Here is a 25228-nt window from a genome sequence, read left to right as displayed (position 1 = left end):
CGCGTGGGCGTGCGCAGGCCGCATCCGCCGGCCCCACCGCCTGCGGCTCTTGGTACTGCGTCGGCTGCTCGTGTCCCGGCGGTTCCACCGGCTGCCGCGAATGCCGGGTCTGCAACGGTGTCCGGCAGTGCCAGAGCGGATGCAACTGCTGAGCCCGAATCGCCTCAGGGCCGCCGGTACTCGAGTACGGGCGGCCTTTGCCGTGGGGCCGGGTTCGAACCCCGAGAGTCGGCCCGGCTCGCGTCGTCCTTGATAGACCGAGCGCGCCCTAGACCTGGTCCTCCAGGTATTCGAGGGCTTCGCGGACGGCCGCGGCGGGGTCACCGTCGGCGATGGCGGCGACCAGGCGCGAATGGTCGATGTAGGCCTCTTCGGTGAGGTGCTGGCCGAAGTCCGCCTGCATGGCGTGGCGGATGGCGTCGCCGAGGTCGAAGTAGAGGTCGCGGAGCAAAGAGTTGTGGGCGGCCTCGACGATCGACTGGTGCAGGCGCACGTCGGCGTCGACCCAGGTCTCGACGTCGCCGACGGCCCAGGCCTCCTCACGGCGGGCGAGGGCCTGGCGGATGGCGTCGAGGTCGGCGTCGGTGCGGCGCACCGCGGCCAGCCGCACGGCCTCCATCTCCAGGGCGCGCCGGACTTCCAGGGCCTCGCGGCTGTGGCAGTCGGCGACCCTGCGGCGGACGGCGCCGGCGAGTTCGCTGGCGCCGCGCACGAAGGTCCCCGAGCCCTGCCGGATCTCCAGTAGCCCCGCGTGGGCGAGCGCCCGTACGCCTTCGCGGACGGTGTTGCGGCCGACGCCGAGCATGGCGACGAGTTCGGGTTCGGTGGGGATGCGCTCGCCGAGGGCCCATTCCCCGGCGGCGATCTGGGCCCGGAGCTGGCCGATGACCTGGTCGACGAGTGCCGACCGCCGGGCGGTTTGCAAGGCCATGGCGCGTCTCTCCTTCGGGGCGCTGGTTGTCGTAGCTCACAGCCCGGGCTTCCAAGGAAGCGCGCACGGTGTCCACGGGTTAATGTTGGCAGACGGAAATTCATCCCATCATTCGATGACCCTGTTAATCGTACCGTCACCGAGAGGACCAGCCCCGGATGAGCGTGCTGCTGACGAAGGACGCACCCGCCCCCGGCGGGCGCGCCGAACGCGCGATCTCCACCTCCTGGGTCCTCGTCGCCGGCATCCTCCTGACCGCCGCGAACCTGCGCACGGCCGTGACCAGCGTCGGTCCCCTCCTTGAGGAGATCCGCGAAGGCCTGGGCATGTCGGCCACCATCGCCGGGGTCCTCACGACCTTGCCGGTGCTGTGCTTCGCCCTCCTCGGCGGTGTGACCCCCGCGCTCGCCCGCCGTTTCGGTGAACGAAAACTCCTCACCGCGGCCCTGCTGACCATGAGCCTCGGCCTCGTCGTGCGCTCCCTGGTCGACTCCACCTCGGTCTTCCTCGCCGCCAGCGCCCTCGCCCTTGCGGGCGGCGCCGTCGGCAACGTCGCCATCCCCGCCGTGGTCAAGCGACACTTCCCCGACCGGGTCGGGCCCATGACCACCGCGTACTCGACCGCGCTCGCCGTGGGCACCATGGTGACCGCGGCCCTGACCGTCCCGCTGGAGCAGGCCTTCGACGGGAACTGGCACCTCGCGCTCGGGGTATGGGTAATCCCGGCGCTGCTGGCCGTCGTGCCGTGGGTGCTGTGGCGCAGCCCCTCCACCGAGGCCGCCGAGCAGGCCGAGGCCGCCGCCCCGGTTCGGAAGGTCTGGCGCAGCAAGCTCGCCTGGATGATGGTCGCCTTCTTCGCCATGCAGTCGCTGATCGCCTACGTCATGTTCGGCTGGCTCGCGCAGATCATGCGCGACTCCGGCCACACGGCAAGCCAGGCGGGCGTCATGCAGGCCGTGTTCACCGCCATCAGCATCCCCGTCTCGCTGATCGTGCCCTCGATGGCGGCGCGCATGCGCGACCAGCGGGTGCTGCTGGTGATCCTCGTCGGGCTCTACCTCGTCGGCCTGCCGGGCATGTGGCTCGGGCGCGGCGGCGTGCAGTGGCTCGCGCTCGTCGTCACCGGCGTGGCGATGGGCACCTTCCCGCTGATCCTGACCCTCTTCGGCCTGCGCACACGCACCCCGCAGGGAACGGCGTCGATCTCGGCCTTCGCGCAGTCCGGCGGGTACCTGATCGCCGGTTCCGGTCCGCTGCTGGTCGGCGTGCTCTACCAGGCGACCGGCGGATGGGCCGCGCCCTTCGTGATGCTGCTCGCCGCGGCGGCGATCGCGCTGGTCGTGGGCCTGCGCATCGCCCGGCCGCTGTTCCTGGAGGACGAACTCGCCGCGAAGGCGGCGCAGGGCGCGAAGGCCGCCTAGGCGGGGGTACGGCTGACGGGGCTTTCAGGCCTTCCGGGACCCTCACCGGTCAGTCGAGTTTCGGCGCGCCCCTGCGGTAGCCCTCGAAGAGCGGGCCTCCGGCGCTGTCGAGCACCTCGCGTGCGAAGCCGACGAGCCGCTCGCGGTCGTCGCGCGCGGCCAGCCACCGTTCGGCGAGGTCGGCGTCGAGTGCGCGCAACTCCCGCAGCAGCCACTTCCCGTTACCGGTCCAGGTGCCGCCGAACTCCAGCGCCGAGCGTCCGGCCGCCAGCCACAACTGCACGCCGATCACCACCGTCTCCCCCGCGTCGACGCTGTGGACGTAGTCGTCGAGGATGTCGCTGAGGCCGTAGCGGCTCCAGTCGCGGCTCTCGGCGGGCAGCGGACCGGGCCCTGCGGCGAGAGCCTTCGCGCACTCCCCGCGCAGCGCGGCCAGCTCCTCTCCGACTTCGCCCAGCGGCGTTCCCGTCGCGATCATGCGGTGCAGGGTCGGCTTCCGCGAGTCCGCCTCCAGGTCCAGGAAGTAGCGGTGGCCGCGCAGGTCGTTGGCGAAGGCCTCGACCGGCCAGCCCCGCCAGCCGTGCGACGAGCGGCCGGCGACCGGGTCGCCGTCGGGCAGCCGCACCACGATGTCGAGGTCCGAACCGGCCGTGCGCGCCGACGTCGTCACACTTCCCGCCAGCAACGCCCACAGCGCCTGCGGGAAGTGAGCGGCGACGAAGTCGCGGGCGTCGCCGTAGGGGTCGCGTCGGAAGTCCATGCCGACATCCTCACCGCGCGACGGGCACCGGACAAGCGCTTATGGCCGATCGCGGCCACCCTTCGGCGCCGGCCGCAAGGTCGGGGACGCAGACTGGATCAATGACCGACCCGCAGGCCGCGCCACTCGCCGAGCTCGCCTCCGTCCTGGCCGACAAGACCAGGGCGGCGATCCTGCTCGCCCTGCTCGACGGCCGGGCGTGGACCGCCGGGGAGCTGGCCCGCCACGCCGAGGTCGCGCCCTCCACCGTCAGCGGCCATCTGACCCGCCTGGCCGAAGCACGCTTCGTGACCTACTACAGCCAGGGCCGCCACCGCTATGTTCGGATCACCGACCCGGAGGTCGCCGAGCTGCTGGAGAACCTCACCTCCCGGCTGGACGCCCCCTTGCCGAAGGTCACCTCGTTGAAGGGTTCGAACCGGCAGCGCGCCCTGGCCACGGCCCGGACCTGCTACGACCACCTCGCCGGGCGGCTCGGTGTCGCGGTCGCCGATGCCCTGGTCCGCGAGAAGCTCGTCGAGGTCGACGAGCACCCGCTCGTCACCGGTGCGGGCGAACGGTGGTTCGCCGAACTCGGGGTCGACCTCGGGAGTCTGCGCGGCAAGCGACGCCCGGTCCTGCGGGAGTGCATCGACTGGACCGAGCGCCGCCCACACCTGGCGGGCGCGGCGGCCTCCGGGCTGCGCGAGACGGTGACCGATCGGGGCTGGGTCGTGCGCGTCGGTGATACGCGCGGCATGCGCGTCACCGAGGAGGGCTACGGCGCCTTCGCCGACCTGCTAGGCATCACCCGCCAGGAACTCATGGTCGGCTGAGTCCCGGCAGCGCCGCGCCCACCGCCGATGCGAGCGCCACCAGCCCGCAGGCCCCGACGACCGCGCCCGTCAGCGCCCACGGCACGACCACCGCACCCGTCCCTGTCAAGGTCAGCAGCGCCAACGACATCCCACCGAGGACCAGCACTCCGGCAAGGGCCGCCAGGAGCGTTCCGACGACCAGCACGAGCACCGTCTCCAGGGCCAGGACCTGAAGCAGCTGCCGGCTGGTCGCTCCGGCCATGCGCAGCAGCCGGCGTTCCGGGCGCCGGTCCCTCGTTGCCATGACGAGCGTTCCCGCGACGAACAGACCCGTGTAGGTCAGGGCGATGCCGAGGACCACCCGCATGCCCAGGCGGGTGGCGCCCCCGGCCTCGGCTCTCTCGGCCGACGCCCACTCCGCACGGCTCACGCTCTCCGCCCCGAGTGGTTCGAGTGCCGCCCGGAGTCCTGCGGCGACGACCGCGCTGTCACTCCCTTCGCCAGTCGAGACCAGCAGTTCACCGAGTTCGGCGCCGGGCGCGTTGGCGGCGGTGACGTAGGCGCCGTTGCCGCCCGCTCCTTCTCGCAGTACCGCGACGACCCGCAGGGTCACCGGGCTACCGTCGGCGCGCCAGATGGAGACCCGCTCGCCGAGTTCGCGGCCCCACTCGGTGTCGACGACGATGGAGTCGTCGTCGAGTTCAGCCGGCGCACCGGCCAGCACAGGGAGGGTCAGGGAGGCGCCGAACACGGCCGGATCCACCGCCCGCGCCTGTCTGCGCAGCAGGGCGGTGTCCTCCTCCAGGTCGAACAGGACGGTCTCCCGCGTCGCCGTCACCTCCGCGCCGGGGACCCCGGCGGCGGCGGTCGCCATCTCCTCTGTCAGGTGCGGTGAGAGCCCGGGTCCGATCACGTACTCGGCGGTGACCCGTGCGGCCTCCTCCTCGGTCCGGGCGTTGTCGACGGTCGCCGCGGCTCCGAGCAGGCAGACCGCCAGCCCGACCGTCAGCAGGACCGGCGCGGCCGTGGCCGCCGTGCGGCCCGATGCCGCGAGGGCCGACTCCCGGGCCAGCATGCCCGTCGCACCGCGCAGCCTGCTCAAGGGCCAGGTCACCAGCCGCGCGACAGGGGGCACCAGGACCGGTGCGAGCACGGCGAGCGCGATGAGGACCAGCAGGACCAGGGGCGTGTACTGCTTGCGTTTGAGCAGACTCGCCGGTCCTTCGAGGAGTGGTTGGACGAGCATCGCCAGCGCTCCCGCCAGGGCCGCCAGGCCGAAGACCCACCGAAGCGGTGACAGGCCACTCGGCTGCACGTGCGTCTCCCGCAGGGTCTCGGTCGGTCCGATCCCGCCGGCCCGGCGCGACGCCGCCCAGGCCCCGCACCAGGAGACCAGGACACCGACCGCGAAGGCGAGGTAGACCGGCGCCGGGGAGCTCCCCACCACGAACCACGGCGGCGCCATTCCCAGTTCCCGCAACCAGGCGGCGAGTTCCGGTCCACCGAGGTCCCCGAGCGCGCAACCGGCGGCGGAGCCCGCCAGCCCGAGCAGGGTCGCCTCCGTCATGACCGTCCGGCGGACCTGCCGGGGCGTCGCCCCCGCCGCCCGCAGGAGCGCGAACTCCCGCCTCCTCTGGCCCACGGCGAAGGCGAAGGTCGAGGCGACCACGAAGATCGAGACGAAGGCCGCGATCCCTCCCGCCGTGCCGACCAGGGAGTTCGCCGCCACCAGGGCCTCGGTGTCGCGCGCGTTCGCCGGGTCGAGCAGGCTTCGCTCGTCGCCGGCGAAGACCTCGCCCTCCGAGCCGACGATCCCGCGCACGGTCTCCTCGGCTGCGTCCACGACCACCAAGCGGACCACCGGGTCGAGCCGCGCGGCCTCGGCGTCGCTGAAGTACACCGTCGCCTCCTCGCCGACCGGCGCCAGGCCCACGACCTGGTAGCGGGCGGGGCCCAGTCCCGTGTAGACGGTGAGCTCATCGCCCACCTCCCCCGCGCCGGTGGCGAGCGTGACCTCTCCGGCCCCCACCGGGGCGCGTCCCGACACCGGTTCGGTGCCGGAGAAGCGGGCCGCCGCCCATGGCCGGCCGGTGGCGGGCCCGTCGGGCAGTCCGACCTCGAAGACCCGGTCGACGGTGACCTCCCCGGCCTCCGCGAGCCGGTCGAGCAGTGCCGGAGACAAGGGATGCGCACCGGGCAGCGGCTCGGTCCGGGGCCCGTGCTCGGCCTCGACGCGCAACTCGGCGAGCGAACGGACGACCACCGGCGCCTCGGCATAGCGCACCGGCTCACGGTCGGGCGCGCTGAAAGTACCGGCCAGGACCTGCCCCATGGCCGCGACCAGCCCGACGCCCAAGGCGAGCGCGACGAAGGTGGCGGCGAAGGTCGTCCAGCGCGAGCGCAACCCTCGCCAGGCCATCGTGATCAGGGTGAACGGAGAGGTCAGCATGCCGCCACCGCCGCCGTGCGCAGCCCGGCCAGGGCCGCAGCGACCCGCTCCGGGCTCGGCGAGCGCTCCTCGCCCGCAGGACGCCCGTCCGCCAAGAAGACCACTCGGTGCGCGTAGGAGGCCGCCACCGGGTCATGGGTCACCATGATCACGGTGAGGCCGTGCGCGTCGACCAGGCCCCGCAACAGGCGCAGGACCTGTCCGCTGGCCTCGGTGTCGAGAGCCCCGGTCGGCTCGTCGGCGAAGAGGACCGCCGGGCGGGTCACCAGCGCGCGAGCCAAGGCCACCCGCTGCTGCTGCCCGCCGGAGAGCTGATGCGGGCGGTGACCGCCCCTGCCCTCCAGGCCGACTTGGGACAGGGCCTCACGAAGCGCCGAACGGCGGACCCGCCGCCCGGCCAGCCGCACCGGAAGACCCACGTTCTGCTCGGCGGTCAGGGTCGGCAACAGGTTGAAGGACTGGAACACGAAACCGATCCGCTCCCGGCGCAGCACCGTCAGCCGCTTCTCCGACAGACCCGTCAACTCGACCGGGTCCCCGCCGCCGAGGAGCACCGAACCGGCATCCGGCCGGTCCAGCCCGGCCGCGCATTGGAGCAATGTGGACTTGCCCGAACCCGAGGGGCCCATCACCGCAGTGAACCCGCCGGTGGCGAAGGAGAGGGAGACGTCGGCGAGAGCGTGGACCGCGCTCTCACCTGCGCCATATGTCTTGCGGAGACCGGTCAGCCGGACTGCGTTCGTCATGGATAAAGCACACCGGAAAACCGGGCCGAACGCAGCGGAGGCAGTGCTAGTTCCGAGGTAGAAGAACTTCTACCCCACATGTAGAACCAGCACCAGTGACCCGCCTCCCACCAGCCCGTACGGTCGACTCATGAACAACTCGACGGCATGGGAGGCCCTCAGCTCGGGCCGCCTCCTGCGAGGCCGGTGGCCCTGGCGCTCCGCGGCCTACGTCGCCACCGGCGCCGTGGCCGGCTTCGCCGCGCTCGTCACGGTGACGAGCCTGGTGGTGCTCGGCGCGGCTCTCGCCGTCATCCTCATCGGCATCCCGCTGCTCGTCGCCGCCGCGCTCTCCGGAATCCCCGTCGGCGTCGTCGAACGCCTGCGCCTGCGCCTCGTCGACCCGAATCCCGCGCACGACCCGCACCGCGAACCGCCTCGCCCGGGCCTGAGCTCATGGGCCAGGACCCGCCTCACCGAGGCGAGCACCTGGCGCGCCCTCGGCTACACGCTCCTCCACGCCACCGTCCTGTGGCCCTTCGACCTGCTCGTCCTCGGCTTCGCCCTGATCGCCCCCACCAGCCTCATCGCCGCACCCGCGGCCCTCGCTCTCACCGGAGACGGCGAGGTCAAACTCGTCAAACTCTGGCTCATCGACGACCCACTCCAGGCCTGGCTCGCCGTGCCCGCCGGGATCGCCGGCCTGGCCGCCGGGCTCTACCTCGTCACTCTCTACGCGGCCGCGCGCGGAGCGCTCGCGCGCCTCCTGCTGTCGGTCCCCGCCGACGATGTCCGCGAACGCCTCACCGCCGTCACCCGTTCCCGCGCTCGCCTGGTCGCCGCCTTCGACGCCGAACGCCGCCGCATCGAACGCGACCTCCACGACGGCGCCCAGCAACGGCTGCTCGCCCTGAGCATGACCCTCGGGCTGGCCAAACTCGCCGAGGGCGAGGAACTCCAGGCCCTCCTCGACCGTGCCCGCGCCGAGTCCACCGCAGCGCTTGCCGAGGTCCGCGAACTCATCAACGGCGTGCATCCGCAGGTCCTCGTCGACCGCGGTCTCGGGCCCGCCCTGGAAGAGGCACTCGACCATGTCGGCATTCCCGTCGACACCGAGATCGCGCTGCCACCGGAGAGACCGCCATCGGAGGTCGAGACGGCCGTGTACTTCGCCGCGCGCGAGGCCATGGCCAACATCGCCCGCCATTCCAGCGCCACCACGATGCGACTCGCGGTGGAGGCCGACACCTCCTGGCTGCGTCTTGAGATCATCGACAACGGCAGTGGTGGCGCCGACCCGGCCAAAGGCACCGGTCTGACCGGCCTCGCCGACCGGATCGCCGTCGTCGACGGCACCTTGAGCCTGTCGAGTCCGCCCGGCGGCCCGACCCGAGTACATGTGGAGATCCCTTGGCATCGCAGCGAACGGCCCGCGTCGTCCTCGCAGAAGACGGGGTCCTGATCGCCGAGGGCATCGCCGGACTGCTGCGGCGCTTCGGTCATGACGTCGTGGCCGTCGTCGGCGACGCCGTGAAACTCCGCGACGCCGTCTCGGCCTACCTCCCCGACCTCGTCATCACCGACGTCCGCATGCCGCCGGGCTTCAGCGACGAGGGCCTAGTCGCCGCGATCGAGCTCCGCCGCAAGTACCCGGAGATGGCGGTGATGGTGGTCAGCCAGTACATCGAGGCGACCTACGCCGGTGAACTCCTCGACGTCGACGGGGAATCCGGAGTCGGCTACCTGTTGAAGGACCGCATCGCCGACATCACCGAGTTCGCCGCCGCCGTCGACCGTGTCCTCACCGGCGCCACCGTCGTGGACCCCCTCGTGGTCAAACAGCTGGTCCGCCGCAACCGCGACCCCCTCGCCGCCCTGTCCACCCGGGAGAAGGAGGTCCTCTCCCACATGGCGGAGGGCCGCTCGAACGCCGCCATCGCCAAGGCCCTCTTCGTCTCCGAAGCCGCCGTCGCCAAACACGTCACCGGCATCTTCACCCGCCTCGGCCTCATCGCCACCGAAGACGACAACCGCCGCGTCATGGCCGTCCTCCGCTACCTCCGCTAACGCCCGCACGAACGGAGAGCGGAGAGCGGAGAGTGGAGAGCGGAGAGTGTACGACAGGGAACGGAGAGTGTACGACGGGGAACGGAAGACGGGGAACTGGGAACGGAGGACCGGGAACGGAGGACCGGGAACGCCGGCCTGCGGCCCGCCGCGCCGGGCTGCGCAGGGCCGGGCCGGGCCGTATCGGGCCGGGCCGTACGATGCCGTGCCGGGCCGGAGGAATGGCGAGAAATGGGCGGCGGCAGAGACAGCGGTGACCACAGCGACCCCCGGCGACCGCAGCAACGGCAGACGGCATCGAGCCTGGATACGAGTACCCGGGCCAACAGCGGCCCCAGACAGTGGCCTCTGGCGGAAGCGTCCGAGTTCCTGTTGAGCACGACCTGAACGCGCCACCAACGCTGCCCGCGAAAGCCCGCCAGCCTCCCCGCAGCTCCGCTCGGCTCCGCTCGGCTCCGCTCGGCTCCGCTCGGCTCCGCTCGGCTCCGCTCGGCTCCGCTCGGCTCCGCTCGGCAGCATGGACGAGCCGGCCGGGCGGCTCAGGCATCCGGGCAGACCGATGCGAGACCGATGCTGTCGTGGCCCGCGGTGGCGCGCAGAGACTCGCCGAGACCGTAGGGATGGCGGTGACACGAGCGCGATGCGCGGGTCGCTCTCGCGCGCCTGGCACTGCTCTCCGAGCAAGCCATGCACAGCGCCGGGCCGGAAATGGTTGAGGGAGGCCGGAAGTAGACGCACAGCCCTCCGTCGGAACGAGACCACAAGCGGGCAAGCGGGCAAGCGGGCAAGCGGGCAAGCGGGCAAGCGGGCAAGCGGGCAAGCGGGCAAGCGGGCAAGCGGGCAAGCGGGCAAGCGGTGGGATGATGGCACGAGCACGGCGCGAGTGCGGGCGCGGGCCGTTCTGCGGTCTCCAGCACGTCGTCTTCGAACCGGTCGGCGGGGGCCCGGGCAAGGCCGTCTCACTGCGACGCCGGCGTCGCAGGTGGCGATGTAGTGCGGCGCGGAAAGTGCCGGTGACGAATACGAAGCGGTGACAGCCCATCTGGCGGCGGGCGTCCCCGTGGCCTGGGCCGTGACGTATGCGCAGATGCGCGAATGACGCTGTACCTTGAGCCACCCCGGTACCCGCGACGGCTCGCGCGACCGACGGGAGTCCGGTGCGGGCGTCGCGCGGAGAGGCGATGCAGCGCCGCCGCCAACCGACACCGGCACACAGCCAGCACTGCCGCTGGTGTGCGCGTCCGGTGCCGTTCCGGCAACCTACCCGTGGCTGACGCGCCAGCAAAGCCGCCACTTGAGCGGCGCCAGCGCCGACACCCCTCGCTGGTGCTGTGCCCGCGCTGGGTTGGTGCGGACGGTCTTTCCCACGCGACCCCGACCACCAGATCACCCCGCACCCCGCACCCCGCACCCCGCACCCCGCACCCCGCACCCCGCACCCCGCACCCCGCACCCCGCACCAACCTCACCGGTGCTTCGGACACCACTCCACGTGCACCTCCCCGTAAGGCCTGCGTCGTCCCGGTCGCCAGTACCCCCTGGAACCCATCTCGATCTCCGCGCAGAGGTGCACGTCGGGAGTGCGCGCGACGTCCGCCGGGCCTTCCTCAGCGAGGCGCCTCAACTGTTCGGCCTCCCACTCGAAGGCGCGCCGGCTCCCGATCAGGAACAGGGTGTCGGCTGCGAGGTCCCAGTGCAGAGCGTCTCGCGACTCCCGGTAGTGCGAACGCATGTGCTCCTCCCTGCCGAACGACGGCAGGGCACCAGGGGGCAGTCGCACCAGTTGCGGTGCACCGCCGCGCGTCCGGGCGCGCACCTCTTTCCACCGCGACACCGGGAAACCCAAGCTGTGGTGCAGCAGCACCAGGTCGAGGCGGGGCGAACCCTCCTCGGCTCCGCACTCTCCCACCGCCGTGCGCAGGGGGAGGTGCACCAGGCTGTGCCTTGAGCGCGCTGCCAGCCACCAGGCCGCCGCGAGTTCGGCAGCGGCCGCCCGGTCGACCATGAGCTGCCCGCCGCTCCAGGTCTGGTAGAGCGCGGCGTGGGCGGCGGTCGCGGCCGGACGCAGGACCCGGTACTCGCGCCCCTTGAACCGGGCCGTGCTCACCGTGATCCGCCATGGGTGATCGGTCAGGCGCATGGCATGAGGCTAGGAAACTCCCAACCCGGCGGCCACTGGTTTCGTGGCGCGAAGGCGATCCCGCCCCCGCCCCTCATCCCGCCTCACCCTCGGCCGAGCAGCTCCACGATGTGCTGGAGCGCCAGCCGGTACCCGTTGACGCCCGCGCCCACGATCACCGCGTCGGCGTGGGCCGACACGTACGAGTGGTGGCGGAACTCCTCGCGCTTGTGGACGTTCGAGATGTGCACCTCGACGAGTGGCGCGGTCAGCATGGCGCAGGCGTCGCCGATGGCGATGGAGGTGTGGGTGAGCGCCGCCGCGTTCAGCACGACCGGCACGTTCTCGTCGGCCGCTTCGTGGAGCCAGCCGAGCAGCTCGTGCTCGGCGTTGGTCTGCCGCACTTCGGCGACCAGCCCGAGGTACTTGGCGGCCTCCTCGCAGAGGGCCACGAGGTCGGCGTACGTCGAGTGCCCGTAGATCATCGGCTCGCGGGTGCCCAGCCGGTTGAGGTTGGGCCCGTTGAGGATCAGCACGTCGGCGGTGGTCATGAGCTCACCTCGGCGTAGGCGGTGCGGAGCTGATCGGCCGTCACATCGTCGACAAGGGACGGCGCGGCGAGGTCGTCGAGAAGCACGAAGCGCATGGTGGCGCCCACCGACTTCTTGTCGACGCGCATGGCCGCCAGCAGTTCGTCGAAGCGGCCCCCTTCGTAGCGGGCCGGCAGTCCGAGCGACTCCAGCAGGGTGACGGTCCGCTCCACGACGTCGACGCGGCCGGTGAGGCGCCCGAGGTGCGCGGCGAAGACCATGCCGACGGCGACGGCGTCCCCGTGCCGCCACCGGTAGTTCTCGACCTTCTCGATGGCGTGGGCGAAGGTGTGCCCGTAGTTCAGGAACGCCCGGCGGCCCGACTCGCGCAGGTCCTCGGTCACGACCTCGGCCTTGACGCGGATGGCGCGCGCCGCGATGTCGGCGAGGAGGGCCGAGTCGGCGGTCAGCGCGGCCTTCGGGTCGGCGGCGACGCGGCGCAGGATCTCGGTGTCGGCGATGAAGCCGCACTTGACGACCTCGGCGAGACCGGCGGCGAGGTCGGCCTGCGGGAGGCTGTCCAGGGTCGACAGGTCGCACAGTACGACCGCGGGCGCGTGGAAGGCGCCGACGAGGTTCTTGCCGGCCCCGATGTTGACGCCGGTCTTGCCGCCCACGGCGGCGTCGACCATGCCCAGCAGGGAGGTCGGCAGGTGGATGACGCGGACACCGCGCAGCCAGGAGGCGGCGACGAAGCCGGCGAGGTCGGTGACGGCCCCGCCGCCGAGGCCGATGACGACGTCGGTGCGGGTGAAGCCGGCGGCTCCGAGGCGGTCCCAGCAGTCGGCGGCGACCGCGACGGTCTTGGCGGCCTCGGCGTCGGGGACCTCGATGAGCAGTGGCTTGACGCCGGCCTCGGCGACGGTCTCGGAGAGGCGCGCGGCGCGCTCGGCGAGGTGCGAGGTGTGCAGGATCGCCGCCTGCGCGGCGCCCTGCAGGTGTTCGGGGAGCTGCGACCACAGGTCGCGGCCGACGACGGCGTCGTAGTGGGCGGCGCCGCCGAAGGAGATGCGCGCCGGTCCGGCGGCGAGGTTCGGCAGCAGCTCGTCGACGATGAGGGCGGGTTCGCGCTCGTCGGTCTCGACGGCGACGGTGGCGACCTCGCGGTAGAACGGCAGGCGCTGGTTCATCAGGACCTTCAGCGTCGCGCGCGGGTTCATCTCCAGCAGCGGGCGCCCGGCGCCGAGGCCGACGCGGCGGACGGCTTCGGACAGGCCGACATTGAGGAAGACGACGTGGTGCTCGCGCAGCAGCTCGCGGGTCGCCTCGGCGAGGATCGCGCCGCCGCCGAGGGCGAGGACGCCGCCGTGGCCGGTGAGGGCGGTGGCGATCGCCTCGCGTTCGAGGGCCCGGAAGTGGTCCTCACCGTCGTCGATGAAGATCTCCGGGATGGGCTTGCCGGCGAGGGCCTCGATGTCGAGGTCGGTGTCGCGGAAGGCGACGCCGAGGCGTTCGGCGAGGGCGGCGCCGACGGTGGTCTTGCCGGAGCCGGGAGGACCGACGATCACGCAGACGGGCTTCATCGGATCAGCAGATTCTCCAGGTAGCCGGTCAGGTTGCGGCGGGTCTCGCCCACCGAGTCGCCGCCGAACTTCTCCAGCGCGGCCTCGGCCAGGACGAAGGCGACCATGGCCTCGGCGACGATCGCGGCGGCCGGGACGGCGCACACGTCGGAGCGCTGGGCGATGGCCGCGGCGGCCTCGCCGGTGGTCACGTCGATGGTCGACAGTGGCCGGGTCAGCGAGGAGATGGGCTTCATCGCGGCGCGGACGCGGACGGGTTCACCGGTGGTGATGCCGCCTTCGAGGCCCCCGGCGCGGTCGGTGAGGCGCTTGACGCCCTCGGTGGTGCCGACGATCTCGTCGTGCGCGACCGAGCCGCGTGAGCGGGCCTGAGTGAAGGCGTCGCCGATCTCGACGCCCTTGATCGCCTGGATCGACATGAGCGCGGTGGCCAGGCGGGCGTCGAGTTTGCGGTCCCACTGGACGTGGGAGCCCAGTCCGGGAGGGGCACCGTAGGCGAGGACCTCCACGACACCGCCGAGGGTGTCGGCGTCCTGCTTGGCGGCGTCGACGGCGGCGACCATGCGGGCCGACGCGTCGGGGTCGAGGCAGCGCAGCGGGTCGCGGTCGATCTGGTCCTCGTCGCCGGGCTCGGGGAGGATCCCGGGCTTGGCGGCGACGTCGCCGAGGGCGACCACGTGCGACAGGATGTCGATGCCGACGGCCTGCTTGCAGAACGCCTTGGCGACGGTGCCGACGGCGACGCGCGCGGCGGTCTCCCGGGCGCTGGCGCGCTCAAGAATCGGTCGGGCGTCGTCGTGGGCGTACTTCTGCATGCCGGCGAGGTCGGCGTGGCCGGGCCGGGGCCTGGTCAGGGGCTTGTTGCGGGCCTGCTCGGCCAGCAGCTGCGGGTCGACCGGGTCGGCCGACATGACCGTCTCCCACTTGGGCCACTCGGTGTTGCCGACGCGGATCGCGACCGGCGAGCCGAGCGTGAGTCCATGGCGGACACCGCCGATGATCTCGACCTCGTCCCGCTCGAACTTCATTCGCGCACCGCGGCCGTAGCCCAGCCGGCGGCGGGCGAGTTCGGCGGTGATGGCCTCGGTGGTCACCTCGACGCCGGCGGGCAGGCCGTCGATGATCGCGACCAGGGCCGGTCCGTGTGATTCTCCGGCAGTCATCCAACGCAACACGCTGGCAAGTGTGTCACGCAGGCGGCGGTGTCCGATCAGCAGGTGGGCGGCGCGTCCCAGGTCGCGGGACGGTGCCGGTTAAGCCCGCGAGGACGGCCAGATAGGCCCCGACCAGCAGCGGCGGCCCGTAGGGCACATGGCTGCGGCCTCGGCGCAGGGCGTAGAACGCGGATAGGCCGCCGACGGCGAGTGTGGTCACCGTGGCCGCCGCCACAGCTTTCCACCCTAGCCAGCCGAGGGGCAGGGCGAGGAGCCCGGCGAGTTTGACGTCGCCGAAGCCGAGCGCGGAGGGCGCGACGAGGTGCACGGCGCCGTAGGCGGCCAGGCATGCGCCCGACGCGGCGAGCGCGCGGGTGAGGGCGGTGGGGTGGCCGGTGAGGGCGAGGGCGCCGATGAGGAGGGGGTAGGCGGGCAGGACGAGCGCGTCGGGAAGGCGGTGGGCGGCGGTGTCGACGGCGGCGAGTGCGACGCCGAGAACGGTGAGGGCGGCCAGTGCGGCGAGGACAGGCGGCGGGAGGCCGCCGCGCAGGGCGAGGGCGGTGAGGAGGCCGGCGGTGGTCATGGCGAGGGCGGGGGCCGAGGCGGCGGGTTGGTGCGGCCGGACGGCGCGGGTGAGCGGGCCGGTCGCGGCGAGGCCCAGGAATGCGGCGAAGAGCGCGGAGAAGATCACCCTCATGTGTACACATACGACGCAAATAGGACGGAGTCGATGTGAGGATCCGCGGTCGGGCATGCTGTCGTGATGCTGATTCGTCCGGCCCGGCCTGAGGACGCCGAGGAGCGCGCCGCCCTCACCGCCGTCTGCTATCCGCACGCACTCGTCGACGCCGCCGCCTTGCGTGACGAGAAACCGCCGCCGGAGCTGTGCCAGTTGAGCCTGGTCGCCGAGGAGAACGGCCGGATCGTCGCGTCGGGTTCGCTGTCGCTGAGCGACCATGGCCCCATCACCGCCTTGCAGGTGATCAGTGTGGCTCCCGGGGCCCGGCGCAAAGGCGTGGGCACGGCGATGCACGAGGCCCTCGACGCCCACCGCGCGACCCTTCCCGCGACGCGGGTCCGCGCGCGGGTCACCACCTCAGAGGGGCGTTCCTTCGCCGAGGCGAAGGGTTTCACCCCGGGAAGTCGCTGGCTGATCTCGGCCGTCGACCCGCGCGAGGTGCCGCCCGTCCCGCGCATCCCCGCCGGCGTCACGCTCAGCACACTCGCCGACATCGCCGAGTACGAGCCGGTCTTCGAGCTGTACCGCGCCGCCGGCGCCGACATGCCCGGGCGCGGCGACGGACCGGGCTTCACGTTCGAGTCCTGGCTGAAGTTCGCCGTCAACGGTTCCGTCAGCGACCGGGACTGCTCGATCGTCGCCTTCGAGGGCTCCGAGCCGGTCGCCCTGACCTTCCTCAACACCTGTGCGGGGCGCGGGTTCAACTCGCTGGCCGGTACGCGCGCCGACCGTCGCGGGCGCGGACTGGCGACGCTGGTGAAGACGGTCTCGCTGCACAAGGCCGCCGCCAAGGGCGTCGCCCTCGTCTACACCGCCAACTCCGACGCCAACGCGCCCATGCTCGCGGTCAACACCCGCCTGGGCTACGTCCCGGCGCTGGAGGAGATCAGCATGGGCCGCAGCGTCGCCAAATCGGAGTGACAGGCGGCGCACCGGGCGGGCAGAGTGGCCGGATGATCCTTCGCGAGGCCACGCCCGCAGACGACGCGGCGATCGTCGAGACGTATGCCGCCTGCTATCCCTCCCGGGTGCTGACGCCGGAGTCGGTGCGGGCCGACCATGAGGCCGCCCCGCCGCAGGAGCATCCGCTGACGGTCCTGGCCGAGGACGGCGGGAAGGTGGTCGGCCTGGCCCGCAGCCATGTCGACCTGGAGTCGGAGTTCACCGACCTGGCCGTCACCACCGTGATGGTCCTGCCCGGGCACCGCCGCAAAGGCGTCGGCACCGCGCTTCAACGGCGGGTCGCCGAGCACCAGCGCGCCATCGGGATGCGCCGGACGGTCGCCCGCACCGCCGACGCCGACGGCGCCGCCTTCGCCAGCGGGCTCGGCCTGGCCGAGAGCCGCGTCGAACGCATTTCCTTCATCGATCCCTCCACCGTCGAGGCGCCGGGGCCGCTCCCGGAGGGGATCACCTTGCGGTCGCTGGGCGAGATCGACGACCTGCGGCCGGTCTACGACCTCGACTGCGCCGTCAGCGCCGACGTCCCCAGCGCCACGCCCTTCCAGCCCTACTCCTACGAGCAGTGGACGGTGTCGATCGTGGGCACACCGCTGCTCGACCGGGACTGCTCGCTGATCGGCTACGCCGACGGTGAACCGGTGGTGATGGTGTTCTGCGATACCGCAGGGACGCGCATGTTCAGCGGCCTGGCCGGCACCCGCGCCGACCATCGCGGGCGGGGACTCGCGCGCGTCGTCAAGGCGCACGCCCTGCGCCGCGCCGCCGGGAAAGGCGTCCGGGAGGCGTACACGAACAACGACGACACCAACGCCGCCATGCTCGCGGTCAACACCGCGCTGGGATATCGCGAGCACTCTCGCCAGACGCTCGTGCTCGGGCCGATCTAGCGCGCGGCCGCCGCCGCGCGCAGCGCCTCGCGCATCGCGTCGACCGGAGCGGTCGCGCCGGTGAACAGCTCGAACTGCAGGACGGCCTGTGCCAGCAGCAGCGCCAGCCCGTCGACGACGATGCAGCCGGCCTCGATCGCGCCCGCGGCCAGCGGGGTCGGCCACGGGTCGTAGAGGACGTCGAACAGCGTCGTGTCCGAGCCCCACGAGACCGCCAGGTCGTCGGCGACACCGCGCGGGACGGTCGAGATCACCAGGTCGGCCGCCGAGCAGGCCGGGGCCTGCGTCCAGGTGCCGCCGGTGAAGCGGTGCGCGCCGAGATCCTCGGCCACCGCCGTCAGGTCCGCCAGCGACTCCGGGCGCCGCGCGTAGGCGACGATGTCGTCGGCGCCGAGGGCCACCGCGGCCGCGACCGCCGCCCTCGCGGTCCCGCCGGCGCCCAGGATCGCCACCGTGTTCGCCTTCTCGATCCCGGCGTCCAAGAGCGCGTCGACCATGCCCGGCGCGTCGGTGTTCTCGGCGAACCGGGCCCCGTCACGCAGGACCAGCGTGTTCGCCGCGCCGATCGCGCGAGCCGTCGGCGACACCTCGGCCGCCACGTCGAGCGCGACCTCCTTGAGCGGCATCGTCAGCGACAGGCCCGCCCAGGACTCGTCGAGACCGTCGACGAAGGCGGCCAGCTCGTCCTCGGCCACCTCGTGCCGTTCGTAGGCCCAACCGGACAGCCCGGCGGCGAGGTAGCCGGCGTTGTGGATCACCGGGGACAGCGAGTGCGCCACGGGTGAGCCCAGCACGGCCGCCTTCCGGGTCGCCTCGGTCATGTCACAGGACCCCGTTCTTCTTTGCTTCCTCGATGTTGGCCTCGTGCTCGGCGAGGGTCGCGGCGAACTTCGTGGTGCCGTCCTTGTCGACGGCCACGAAGAAGAGCCAGTTACCGTCGGGAGGGCTCGCCGCACCTTCCAGGGCCGCCCTGCCGGGGCTGCCGATCGGTGTGGGAGGCAGGCCCGGGTGCGCGTGCGTCGACCACTTGTTGCTGTCAGGGTCGCGCAGGTCCTCCATGTTCATGTCCTTCGACGCCAGCGCCTTGCGACCCTCGACGAGTTCACCATAGTTCCACGTCACGTCGTATTCGAGCAGCCCGCCGATGTACTCGCCGCCGGTGTTGTCGAAGATCCGGTTGTAGCCCACCCGGGAGACCTTGCCCATGTCCTCGTCGTGCAGTGCCTCGGCCTGCGACAGCGAGGCCATGTTCAGCGCCTCCCACGGGCTGACCTCGCCACCGAAGCTCGCCTCGACGGTGCCCTGGAAGTCGATCTCCTCGGCCACCGCCATGAACCGCGACACCATCTCGCTCAGCATGCTCTCGGCCGTGGCGTCCTTGCCGAAGTCGTAGGTGTCGGGGAACAGGAAGCCCTCGACGCTCTTGACGATCTTCTCGTCGTCGGTCTTGCGGTCGAACCACGAGTCGTCGATGCCCAGCGCCTCGGTGTCCTTGGCGGCCTGCTCGAAGTCCTCGACATCGACACCGGTCCCCTCCGACAAGATCTTGTAGATGTCGAAGGTGTGCCGGCCCTCCGGAATGGTGATCCCGTTCTTCACCCGGCTATCCGACGAGAGCATCAGCTCGATCGCCGACGCCGCCGACATCTCCTTGCGCAACCGGTAGGTGCCCGGCTGGATGTTCTTCGCGTCGGGATTGGCCTCGGCGGCCTCCACGAACGCGGCGCCGCTCTTGACCACACCGGCGTTGAAGAGCTCGTTGGCCATATCCGCCAGCAACGCGCCCTCCGGAATGGTCACCTCGACCTCACCGGTTCCCGTACCCTGATAATCCGGCGCCCCGAACGCGTCCTGGAGCTTCCCGAAGCCCCACCAGCCGCCACCGACCAGCCCGCCCAGCAGGACCACCACCAGCAGCAGCGTCACACCGGTGCGGCCCTTCTTCTTGCGGCGGTGGCTCTTGGGACGAGGACGGTCCTCTCCCGTGCGCGCGAAATCGTCAAGCACGGACACGGCGCTCTCCCAACGGGTTCGGTCTGTCGACCACGGCTACCAGGACGGTCACGGCACGGACGTCAAAGACGCCGCAGCCGCTCCAGATACTGCTGGAGGATCTCGACGGCCGCCGCTTGGTCCACGACGGCCTTCCGGCGTCGGCCTTTGACGCCCCGCTCTGCCAGCCTACGGCTAGCCGACGCCGTCGTGAGCCTCTCATCGGCCAAACGGATCGGAACGGGCTCGACCGAACGGCCAAGAACGCGAGCATAATTTCGACACTCACGCGCCGCGAAGCTCTCGGTACCAGCCAGGGTGACGGGAAGTCCCACGACGATCTCCACCACCTCATGCTCCTCGACCAGCGAGACGAGTGCGGCGATATCGGTGGGAATGCCCTTCTTTGTAGCCAGATCACGCGCCAAGGTCACCAAAGGCGACGCGAGGACGCCGTCGGGGTCGCTCAAAGCGACCCCGACGCGAACCTTTCCCACATCCACGGCCAGCCGGCGTCCACGAACGAACGCGGCCGACTCAGGCTCGGTCTCCGACACGTCGCCGATCTTAACCACGTCCGTGACGTGCGTCGACGCGGTCGGCACCGAGCACTCCGGGCTACTCTCCCGCGACGATCCGGCCGACCTGCTCACCCACGGTGCTCAACAGACCGTTCGCCTCCGACGCCGGAGCACCGCCGCCCTGCGCGACATCGTCGCTGCCGCCGCCGCGCCCACCGAAGGCCGCCTTGACCAGCTCCTTGGCCGACAGGCCCTTCGCCTTGGCCGCCGCGTTGACCGTCACCACCAGCGACGCCTTGCCGCCCTTGGTCGCGGCCACGGCCACCACACCCGGACGACTCTGCGCGATGTGATCACGGATCGCCTGCGCCAGCTTGCGCGAATCGTGACTGTCGTCGACCACGGCCACGAAGGCCGCACCCGCGATGTCGGACGCGCTCGCCGCGCGCTCGGCCGCCTCGGCGCCCAGCAGCTGCTCGTTGAGCTTCGCCGACGCCCGCTCGGCGTCCTTGAGCCGCGCCACCAGCGCCGAGACGCGCTCGGCGAGCTCGCCTCGGGGCGCGCCCAGCTCCTCGCTGATGCGCGTCACCAGGTCGCGCTCGCGCGCGAGGTACTGGTAGGCCTCGATACCGGTGGCCGCCTCGATGCGCCGCTGGCCCGAGCCGACCGAGGACTCTGCGGTCACGACCATCGGGCCGATCTGCGAGGAGTGCGCCACGTGCGTGCCACCGCACAGCTCGCGGGACCACTCGCCGCCGATCTCGACGACGCGGACCTCTTCGTCGTAGGTCTCGCCGAACAGCGCCAGGGCGCCCAGTTCGCGAGCGCGGCCCAGCGGCATGTACTCCACCGCGACGGGGAGGTCCTTGCGGACCGCCCGGTTGGCGACCTCTTCGACCTCGCTGCGGGTCTCGTTCGACAGGCCCTTGCGCCAGGAGAAGTCCAGGCGCAGGTAACCGGGCCGGTTGAAGGAACCCGACTGGAGCGCGCTCGGCCCGAGAACCTGGCGCAGCGCCGCGTGCACGACGTGCGTGCCGGAGTGCGCCTGGCGCGCGCCGACGCGCCACTCGGGGTCGACCGCGGCGTGCACGGTCTGCCCGACGGCGATCTCGCCGCCGGTGACCTGGACCTTGTGCGCGATGAGCTTCTTCACCGGACGCTGGACGTCGAGGACCGAACCGGTGAAGCCCTGGCCGGTCAGACTGCCGGCGTCGGCGTGCTGACCGCCGGACTCGGCGTAGAAGGGCGTGCGGTCGAGGATGATCTCGACGATGTCGCCCTCGCCCGCCGACTCGACCGGCTTGCCGGCCGCGAGGATGCCGAGCACCTTCGCGTCGGACTCAAGGGTCTCGTAGGCGACCCAGTCGGTGGGGCCGTGCTCGGTCAGGAAGGTGCCGTAGGCCGACATGTCGGCGTGGGCGGACTTGCGCGCCGCCGCGTCGGCCTTCGCACGCTGCCGCTGCTCGGTCATGAGCGCGCGGAAGCCCTTCTCGTCGACGGTCAGGCCCTGCTCGGCCGCCATCTCAAGGGTCAGGTCGATCGGGAAGCCGTAGGTGTCGTGCAGCTCGAAGGCGCGCTTGCCCGGCAGTTCGGACTTGCCCTCGCCCTTGAGGTCGGCCACCGCGGTATCGAGGATGGTCGTGCCCGCGCGCAGCGTGGACAGGAACGCCTCCTCCTCGCCGTAGGCGTACTGGCTGATCCGCTCGTAGTCGGATTCGAGTTCCGGGTAGGACGGCGACATGCAGTCGCGCGCGACCGGGAACAGGTGCGGGAACGCCGGCTCCTCGAAGCCCAGCAGGCGGATCGCGCGCACCGCGCGGCGCAGGATGCGGCGCAGCACGTAGCCGCGGCCCTCGTTGGAGGGCGTCACACCGTCGCCGATGAGCATCAGGCCGGTGCGGACGTGGTCGGCGATGACGCGCAGGCGCACGTCGTTGGGGTGCGACTCCGAGGCCACCTGCGACTTCGACACGCCGTACTTGACGCCGGTCAGCTCGGTCGCGCGGTCCAGGATCGGGCGGACCTCGTCGATCTCGTAGAGGTTGTCCACGCCCTGGAGAACCGAGGCCATGCGCTCAAGGCCCATGCCGGTGTCGATGTTCTTGGCGGGCAGGTCCCCGAGGATCGGGTAGTTCTCCTTGTCGGTGCCCTCGCCGCGGATGTTCTGCATGAACACGAGGTTCCAGAACTCCATGTAACGGTCCTCGTCGACCGCAGGGCCACCCGCCTCGCCGTACTGGGGACCGCGGTCGTAGAACAGCTCCGAGCACGGCCCGCACGGGCCGGGAATCCCCATCGACCAGAAGTTCGGTCCCTTGCCAAGGCGCGTGATGCGCTCCTTGGGCAGGCCGATCTCCCTCTCCCAGATGTCGAAGGCCTCGTCGTCCTCGAAGTAGACGGTGGGCCAGATGCGATCGGGGTCGAGGCCGTAACCGCCCTTGTCGACCGGCGTGGTGCACAGGTCCCACGCGAAGCGGATCGCCTCGGACTTGAAGTAGTCGCCGAAGGAGAAGTTGCCGTTCATCTGGAAGAACGTTCCGTGGCGGCTGGTCTTGCCGACCTCGTCGATGTCGGGCGTCCGGATGCACTTCTGCACCGAGACGGCGCGGGAGTACGGCGGCGTGGCCTGTCCGAGGAAGTAGGGCACGAACTGCACCATGCCGGCGTTGATGAACAGCAGGTTCGGATCATCGATTGCCGGAAGCGGTGCGCTGGGCACCACGGTGTGTCCGTTCTTCTCGAAGTGAGCCAGGAACCGTCGCTTGACTTCCGCGGTCCTCATCGCCGATGGCCACCCTCTCGTTCGTCGTACGGGTCGTCGTCTTCGTCCGCGCTGAAATCGATCAGGTGGCCCTCGGCCATCGCCTGATGGATCTCGGCCTCACGCTCGTGCATGTTGTCGAAGACCTCTGAGACAAAGCTACGTGCGGAGCCGACCACCCCGACAGCGCTTTTGCGCGCCGAGTCGGCGATGCCGCCGGGGGTGAACTTCTCCGCCTTCTTGGTCAGCTGGCGCACCACGAGCGCGCCGGCCGCCAGGCCCAGTCCGAGCCAGAAGAGACGCTTGACCATCACAGCCCCTTGGCGTGACGGCCGCTGCGGCGGCTCGCCTTCGCTTCGGCCTTGCGGGCCTTGATCGCGCCGCGGACCTCACGGTCCTCGTCGGCGGCCTTGCGCTGGGAAACGGTCTTGCGCAGCCCGTAGCCGAAGGCGGCGACCTTGACCAGCGGGTTGGAGGCCGCGGCGCCGACGATCGAGGAGATGTTGGCGACGTTGGCGCTGACCGCCTGGGCGTGGTTGGTGATGGTGTCCAGCCGCTCCAGCTGGATGTTCACGCCGTCCAGAGAGGAGTGGACCTGAACGAGCGCGGTGTTGATGTTGTCGACGGTGGTGTTCACGTTGCCGAGGATCGGCACGATCTGCTTGTCGATGTCCTGCACGGTCTTGGTCGCCGCGTCGATCGTGGCCCCGAGCTTCCACAGGGGCCTGATGATGAACAGCACGAGGACGACGAACGCGCCCGCCGCGATCAAACCGGCGATTTCTCCAGCCGACACTGGTCCCCCTTGCGTGGCGAGGTGAGGTCTTAGGGAAGTGGCCGCCCGAAACGGACAACGACGCTGACCTTACCGCTCGCGCGGAAACCACCCTCTAGCGGCGTAGGGCTACTCCCGTCAAGTCCGGCCGCTGACCGGCCGCCTCGTGTCGGCCACCCGGTTGCGGACCACGGCCGTGGCCATCGCCCCCGTGCAGCGGTCGCGAGCCGCCAAGTCCGTGGCGTCGCACGGCAGCGGCCGCACCCACAGATCCAGCACGTACTCGTCGCGCGACCAGCAGGCGTACACGCCGATCACGTCCACCGACGGCGGGCAGCCCTCCACCACCAGCGGCTCCCAGGCTCCGTGCGCGAGGGCGGCTCCGAAGGCCTCCCGCGTCTCGGGCAGGTCCCGCTGCGACGTCCACGTCCGCTCACGGGTGCGGCACTCCCCCACGCACCAGCGGTTGCCGTGCGCCGAATCCGACGGCGAACCCGCCGCCCAGGCCGGCAGGGCCAGGTCGTCGAGGGCCTCGAACACCGGGTCGTCGCTGGCCTCGCGCGCCACCAGGACCACCGGCACCACGCCCAGGACCGCTGCGGCGGCCACCGCGTACGTGGTCAGTCGCAATCGCCGCTCGCGCGCGCTCTGCCGGCGCGCCTCCCGGGCGACCGGCTTCACGTCGCCTCACCCCGCACGATCCGCCGCAGTTTCGCCACCCGCTCCCCCAGGTCGCGCTCTGCGCCATGAGGACTCGGCTCGTAGTACGTGCGCCCCCGCACCGGCTCCGGCGCGTAGTCCTGTGTCACCACGCCACGGGGGTCGTTGTGCGGGTACTTGTACTCCACACCGTGCCCGACCTTCTTCGCGCCGCTGTAGTGCGCGTCGCGCAGGTGGGCCGGGATCGAACCGATCCTGCCCTCCTTGACGTCGGTCAGTGCCGCACCGAGCGCCGACACCACCGCGTTCGACTTCGGCGCGGTCGCGCAGTGGATCACCGCGTGCGCCAGGTTGATCCCGCCCTCGGGCATCCCGATGAAGGCCACCGCGTCGGCGGCGGCCGTGGCCGTTTGCAGCGCCGTCGGGTCGGCCATGCCGACGTCCTCGCTGGCGAAGATGACCAGCCGCCGCGCGATGAACCGCGGGTCCTCCCCCGCCACGATCATCCGCGCGAGGTAATGCAGGGCCGCGTCGACGTCCGAACCGCGCATGCTCTTGATGAACGCGCTGGCCACGTCGTAGTGACTGTCGCCGTCGCGGTCGTAGCGCACCGCGGCGGTGTCGACGGCCTTCTCCGCCACCTCGACCGAGATGACCGTCTCGTCGGTCGCCCGCACCGAACTGGCCGCCGCCTCCAGCGCCGTCAGCGCCTTGCGGGCGTCTCCGGCGGCGAGGCGGACGATGTGGTCCTCGGCCTCCGGCGACAACGACACCTCGCCGTTGAGGCCGCGCTCGTCGGTGACCGCACGCTGCACCAGCGTGCGAATGTGCTCGTCGGTCAGCGGCTCCAGCGTCAGCAGGACGCAACGGGACAGCAGCGGTGAGACCACCGAGAAGTACGGGTTCTCCGTGGTGGCCGCCAGCAACGTGACCGTGCGGTCCTCGACCGCCGAGAGCAACGAGTCCTGCTGCGTCTTGGTGAAGCGGTGCACCTCGTCGATGAACAGCACGGTCTGCACGCCGCTGCGGCGGCGCATCTTCGCCTCGCCGATGACGGCCCGGACCTCCTTCACGCCGGCCGACAGCGCCGAGAGAGGCACGTACCGGCGCGATCCCGACCCGGCGACCAGCTGCGCGATCGTCGTCTTGCCGGTGCCCGGCGGACCCCACAGGATCACCGAGAGCGGCGCCTCGCCGGTCACCAGCTGCCGCAGCGGGCCGCCCGGGACCAGCAGGTGCTCCTGCCCGATCAACTCGTCGATCGTGCGCGGCCGCATCCGCACCGCGAGGGGCGCGTTGGGGTCCACCTCCACGGGCTTCGCCGGACCCGAGGTCTCACCGACGTCGAACAAACCAGGCTCATCCACGCCCGCAGACGATACCGGCACGGTGTG

At 71.5% G+C, this 25228-nt stretch carries 23 protein-coding genes and 1 pseudogene; 6 read left to right on the top strand and 18 right to left on the bottom strand.

Annotation, left to right across the window (positions count from 1 at the left end):
- Window positions 1-268 precede the first annotated feature (268 nt).
- Complete coding sequence (locus tag AB0I28_RS26245) at window positions 269-931, bottom strand: FadR/GntR family transcriptional regulator (RefSeq protein WP_357497590.1); 663 nt, start codon at window positions 929-931, stop codon at window positions 269-271.
- Between the two features lie 158 nt (window positions 932-1089).
- On the opposite strand from AB0I28_RS26245, the gene AB0I28_RS26240 reads away from it, so the two are divergent.
- Window positions 1090-2352, top strand: coding sequence for an MFS transporter (locus AB0I28_RS26240; protein WP_357497588.1), 1263 nt, complete (start codon window positions 1090-1092; stop codon window positions 2350-2352).
- Between the two features lie 49 nt (window positions 2353-2401).
- Here the strand turns inward: AB0I28_RS26240 and AB0I28_RS26235 are convergent, their stop codons facing one another.
- A complete protein-coding gene (locus AB0I28_RS26235; protein WP_357497586.1) occupies window positions 2402-3112 on the bottom strand; it encodes a nucleotidyltransferase domain-containing protein in 711 nt (236 codons plus the stop codon).
- A 101-nt stretch (window positions 3113-3213) separates the two neighbouring features.
- On the opposite strand from AB0I28_RS26235, the gene AB0I28_RS26230 reads away from it, so the two are divergent.
- On the top strand, window positions 3214-3927 hold the full coding sequence (locus AB0I28_RS26230) for a winged helix-turn-helix domain-containing protein (protein WP_357497584.1): 714 nt from the start codon (window positions 3214-3216) through the stop codon (window positions 3925-3927).
- On the opposite strand, the gene AB0I28_RS26225 is transcribed toward AB0I28_RS26230, so the two are convergent.
- Together AB0I28_RS26225 and AB0I28_RS26220 are read right to left on the bottom strand one after the other, a co-directional pair.
- Window positions 3914-6358 (bottom strand): ABC transporter permease, encoded by a 2445-nt coding sequence (locus AB0I28_RS26225; protein ID WP_357497582.1) that lies wholly within the window; start codon window positions 6356-6358, stop codon window positions 3914-3916. The genes AB0I28_RS26230 and AB0I28_RS26225 overlap by 14 nt on opposite strands.
- Window positions 6352-7104, bottom strand: a complete 753-nt coding sequence (locus AB0I28_RS26220) for an ABC transporter ATP-binding protein (protein WP_357497580.1) — start codon at window positions 7102-7104, stop codon at window positions 6352-6354. Before AB0I28_RS26220 ends, AB0I28_RS26225 begins: the two co-directional genes overlap by 7 nt.
- 130 nt (window positions 7105-7234) lie before the next feature.
- Here AB0I28_RS26220 and AB0I28_RS26215 point away from each other — a divergent pair, with 130 nt between their 5' ends.
- Window positions 7235-8545 carry a sensor domain-containing protein gene (locus tag AB0I28_RS26215; protein WP_357497578.1) on the top strand — a complete coding sequence of 437 codons (1311 nt, stop codon included), beginning with the start codon at window positions 7235-7237 and terminating at the stop codon, window positions 8543-8545.
- Window positions 8494-9150, top strand: coding sequence for a response regulator transcription factor (locus tag AB0I28_RS26210; protein ID WP_357497576.1), 657 nt, complete (start codon window positions 8494-8496; stop codon window positions 9148-9150). The genes AB0I28_RS26215 and AB0I28_RS26210 overlap by 52 nt, the downstream gene beginning before the upstream one ends.
- Window positions 9151-10615: 1465 nt before the next feature.
- Here the strand turns inward: AB0I28_RS26210 and AB0I28_RS26205 are convergent.
- From AB0I28_RS26205 to AB0I28_RS26180, 6 genes and pseudogenes are all read right to left on the bottom strand, one after another.
- Window positions 10616-11290 carry a hypothetical protein gene (locus AB0I28_RS26205; protein WP_357497574.1) on the bottom strand — a complete coding sequence of 225 codons (675 nt, stop codon included), beginning with the start codon at window positions 11288-11290 and terminating at the stop codon, window positions 10616-10618.
- 83 nt (window positions 11291-11373) lie between these two features.
- Window positions 11374-11820 (bottom strand): type II 3-dehydroquinate dehydratase, encoded by a 447-nt coding sequence (aroQ, locus tag AB0I28_RS26200; protein ID WP_357497572.1) that lies wholly within the window; start codon window positions 11818-11820, stop codon window positions 11374-11376.
- Window positions 11817-12902 carry a 3-dehydroquinate synthase gene (gene aroB, locus AB0I28_RS26195; protein WP_357497784.1) on the bottom strand — a complete coding sequence of 362 codons (1086 nt, stop codon included), beginning with the start codon at window positions 12900-12902 and terminating at the stop codon, window positions 11817-11819. The genes aroQ and aroB overlap by 4 nt, the downstream gene beginning before the upstream one ends.
- Window positions 12891-13382, bottom strand: a pseudogene (locus AB0I28_RS26190) (shikimate kinase); the annotation flags it as partial. The gene aroB and the pseudogene AB0I28_RS26190, both read right to left, overlap by 12 nt.
- Window positions 13379-14557 (bottom strand): chorismate synthase, encoded by a 1179-nt coding sequence (gene aroC / locus AB0I28_RS26185; RefSeq protein ID WP_357497570.1) that lies wholly within the window; start codon window positions 14555-14557, stop codon window positions 13379-13381. The gene aroC and the pseudogene AB0I28_RS26190, both read right to left, overlap by 4 nt.
- A 13-nt stretch (window positions 14558-14570) precedes the next feature.
- On the bottom strand, window positions 14571-15233 hold the full coding sequence (locus AB0I28_RS26180) for a prepilin peptidase (RefSeq protein ID WP_357497568.1): 663 nt from the start codon (window positions 15231-15233) through the stop codon (window positions 14571-14573).
- 66 nt (window positions 15234-15299) lie between these two features.
- On the opposite strand from AB0I28_RS26180, the gene AB0I28_RS26175 reads away from it, so the two are divergent.
- Complete coding sequence (locus AB0I28_RS26175; protein WP_357497566.1) at window positions 15300-16196, top strand: GNAT family N-acetyltransferase; 897 nt, start codon at window positions 15300-15302, stop codon at window positions 16194-16196.
- A gap of 32 nt (window positions 16197-16228) precedes the next feature.
- Window positions 16229-17125: a GNAT family N-acetyltransferase gene (locus AB0I28_RS26170; RefSeq protein ID WP_357497564.1), complete on the top strand. Its 897-nt coding sequence runs from the start codon at window positions 16229-16231 to the stop codon at window positions 17123-17125.
- On the opposite strand, the gene AB0I28_RS26165 is transcribed toward AB0I28_RS26170, so the two are convergent.
- The 8 genes from AB0I28_RS26165 to AB0I28_RS26130 form a co-directional block, all read right to left on the bottom strand.
- Window positions 17122-17946: a shikimate dehydrogenase gene (locus tag AB0I28_RS26165; protein WP_357497562.1), complete on the bottom strand. Its 825-nt coding sequence runs from the start codon at window positions 17944-17946 to the stop codon at window positions 17122-17124. The genes AB0I28_RS26170 and AB0I28_RS26165 overlap by 4 nt on opposite strands.
- Window position 17947: 1 nt before the next feature.
- Entirely contained in the window at window positions 17948-19138 is a 1191-nt protein-coding gene (mltG, locus tag AB0I28_RS26160; protein ID WP_357497560.1) for an endolytic transglycosylase MltG, read from the bottom strand.
- Between the two features lie 62 nt (window positions 19139-19200).
- The gene (ruvX, locus tag AB0I28_RS26155) at window positions 19201-19674 is read right to left on the bottom strand and encodes a Holliday junction resolvase RuvX (protein ID WP_357497782.1); all 474 of its coding nucleotides are present in this window, start codon (window positions 19672-19674) and stop codon (window positions 19201-19203) included.
- A 61-nt stretch (window positions 19675-19735) separates the two neighbouring features.
- Entirely contained in the window at window positions 19736-22420 is a 2685-nt protein-coding gene (gene alaS, locus AB0I28_RS26150) for an alanine--tRNA ligase (protein ID WP_357497558.1), read from the bottom strand.
- Window positions 22417-22710, bottom strand: a complete 294-nt coding sequence (locus AB0I28_RS26145) for a hypothetical protein (protein WP_357497556.1) — start codon at window positions 22708-22710, stop codon at window positions 22417-22419. Before AB0I28_RS26145 ends, alaS begins: the two co-directional genes overlap by 4 nt.
- Window positions 22710-23195, bottom strand: coding sequence for a DUF948 domain-containing protein (locus AB0I28_RS26140; protein ID WP_357497554.1), 486 nt, complete (start codon window positions 23193-23195; stop codon window positions 22710-22712). Before AB0I28_RS26140 ends, AB0I28_RS26145 begins: the two co-directional genes overlap by 1 nt.
- A gap of 117 nt (window positions 23196-23312) precedes the next feature.
- Entirely contained in the window at window positions 23313-23855 is a 543-nt protein-coding gene (locus AB0I28_RS26135; RefSeq protein ID WP_357497552.1) for a hypothetical protein, read from the bottom strand.
- Window positions 23852-25186: a replication-associated recombination protein A gene (locus tag AB0I28_RS26130; protein WP_357497780.1), complete on the bottom strand. Its 1335-nt coding sequence runs from the start codon at window positions 25184-25186 to the stop codon at window positions 23852-23854. The genes AB0I28_RS26135 and AB0I28_RS26130 overlap by 4 nt, the downstream gene beginning before the upstream one ends.
- Window positions 25187-25228 lie beyond the last annotated feature (42 nt).

It is taken from the genome of Phytomonospora sp. NPDC050363, from assembly GCF_040655735.1.
Taxonomy (GTDB): domain Bacteria; phylum Actinomycetota; class Actinomycetes; order Mycobacteriales; family Micromonosporaceae; genus Phytomonospora.
This window is presented reverse-complemented; position numbering and strand designations above follow the sequence as displayed.